Consider the following 2,267-nt stretch of genomic DNA (forward strand, 5'->3'; position numbering starts at 1 on the left):
GTGTCCGTGCTGACCGAAATCGCCGAGGAGGCGGCTCGATGACCGAGAGCATCACGCGGCCGGGCGCCGTGGGCACGTCCCACGTCCGCCTGGAGGGCCTGGAGAAGGTCACCGGCGCGGCCAAGTACGCCGCGGACGTCCCGATCGACGGACTGGCCCACGGCTGGCTCGTGCTGTCGACCATCGCGCGCGGGCGGATCACCTCCCTGGACACCGAGTCGGTGCTGGCCATGCCGGGGGTGCTCGGGGTCGTGCACCACGGCAACGCGCCGCGGCTGAACCCCGACGCGGGCATCTTCGGCGTCGGCGACGGGACGTTGCAGCTGCTCCAGGACGACCGGGTGCCGCACGTCGGTCGGCCGGTGGCGCTGGTCGTGGCCAAGTCCATCGAGCAGGCGCGGGCCGGGGCCGAGGCGCTGGTCGTGACGTACGCGGAGGAGCCGCACGACGTCGAGTTCTCCGCCTCCCACCCCGACGCGTACTCCCCCGCGTCCGCGCCGGAGTCCGGCAAGGGCGACGTGGACGCGGAACTGGCCGTCGCGCCGGTCGTGGTGGACCAGCGGTACTCCACGCCGGAGGAGCACCACACCGCCATGGAGCCGCACGCGGCCATGGCCCGGTGGGAGGACGGGCGGCTGGAGGTGGTCGACGCCAACCAGGGTTCCTACCTGGTGTCGCAGGTGTTGGCCTCGCTGTTCCGGTTCGAGCCCGGCGTGGTCCGGGTGCGGGCCGAGCACGTGGGCGGCGGGTTCGGGTCGAAGGCGCTCGGACCGCAGCTCATCCTCGCGGTGATGGCGGCGACGCTGTTCGACCGCCCGGTACGGGTGACGTTGAGCAGGCGGCAGGTCTTCTCGGTCACCGGGATGCGGCCCGCCACGTCCCAGCGGATCCGGCTGGGGGCGGACTCGACCGGGCGGCTGCGGGCCATCGACCACGAGACCGCCAGCCACACGTCCACCATCCACGAGTACATCGAGCGCAACGGCGAGGTCACCAACGCCCTGTACGCGGCCGACGCGATCCGCGTCCGGACCTCGGTGGTCAAGGTCGACCTCCCGACCCCCACGTGGATGCGGGCCCCCGGCTGCGCGCCGGGGTCGTTCGCCGTGGAGTCGGCGATGGACGAACTGGCCGAGGCCACCGGGGTCGACCCGGTGGAGCTGCGGTTGAGGAACGAGCCGCAGGTCGGCCCGGTGAGCGGGTTCCCGTTCTCCAGCCGGAACCTGGTGGCGTGCCTGAAGGAAGGTGCCCGCCGGTTCGGCTGGGCGGACCGCGACCCGCGTCCCGGCGTCCGCCGGGAAGGCCGCTGGCTCACGGGAACCGGGATGGCGGTCGGCATCTACGGCGCTGGGGCACTGCCGTCGACGGCGGCCATCACCGCGTCGCCGGACGGGGTGTTCACGGTCGCCATCGGCGCGGCCGACATCGGGACCGGGGCGCGCACCGCGCTCGCCTTGGTCGCGGCGGACGCCCTGGAGGTGTCCCCGTCGGCGGTGCGGATGAAGATCGCCGACAGCGACCTCGGCCAGGCCTGGTTCGCCGGTGGGTCACGGGGAACGGCGTCCTGGTCGTGGGCCGTGATCGCCGCCGCCACGGATCTCCGCGAGAAGTTGGTGGGAGTCCACGAGATCCCCGCCGAGGGGATCACCGGTCGCGCCGACACGGCCGCGGCGATCGGGGCGTTGGCGAAGCAGGACCGCTACTCGCACGGCGCTCAGTTCGTGGAAGTGGCCGTGGACCCGTCGACCGGGGAGGTGCGGGTCCGGCGGATGCTGGGGATCTTCGCCGCCGGCCGGATCATCAACCCGCTGACGACCCGCAGCCAGCTCGTCGGCGGGATGACGATGGGCCTGTCGATGGCGCTGCACGAGGAAGGCTTGCGGGACAAGGAGTTCGGCGGCCTGGTGAACGGGGACCTCGCGGGCTACCACGTGGCCTCGCACGCCGACGTGCCGGACATCGAGGCCGACTGGGTCGAGGACCACGACCCCAGCGTCCCCGGTGGGGCCAAGGGCGTCGGTGAGGTCGGGATCGTGGGCACCGCCGCCGCCGTGGCCAACGCCGTCTGGCACGCGACCGGCGTCCGACAGCGAAGCCTGCCGATCAGGCTGGACCGAGTAATGGTTTAGGCCTTGTGGTGGGGGGGGCGGTGGGGGGCCCCGCCAGGATTTTGGGGGGGGTTGGGGGGGGGGGCGCCCCCGGGGGGGGGGTGTGACGCCCCCCCCCCCCAACAAACGCGCCGCCCCCCCCACCCCCCCCCCCCCCCC

At 73.6% G+C, this 2,267-nt stretch carries 1 protein-coding gene; it reads left to right on the top strand.

From position 1 onward, the window contains the following. The first annotated feature begins 38 nt into the window (after positions 1–38). Positions 39–2,129, top strand: a complete 2,091-nt coding sequence (locus ACFWW9_RS43800; RefSeq protein WP_390389166.1) for a xanthine dehydrogenase family protein molybdopterin-binding subunit — start codon at positions 39–41, stop codon at positions 2,127–2,129. Positions 2,130–2,267: the final 138 nt, after the last annotated feature.

Origin of the sequence: Umezawaea sp. NPDC059074 (genome assembly GCF_042738955.1) — a bacterium.
Lineage (GTDB): Bacteria > Actinomycetota > Actinomycetes > Mycobacteriales > Pseudonocardiaceae > Umezawaea.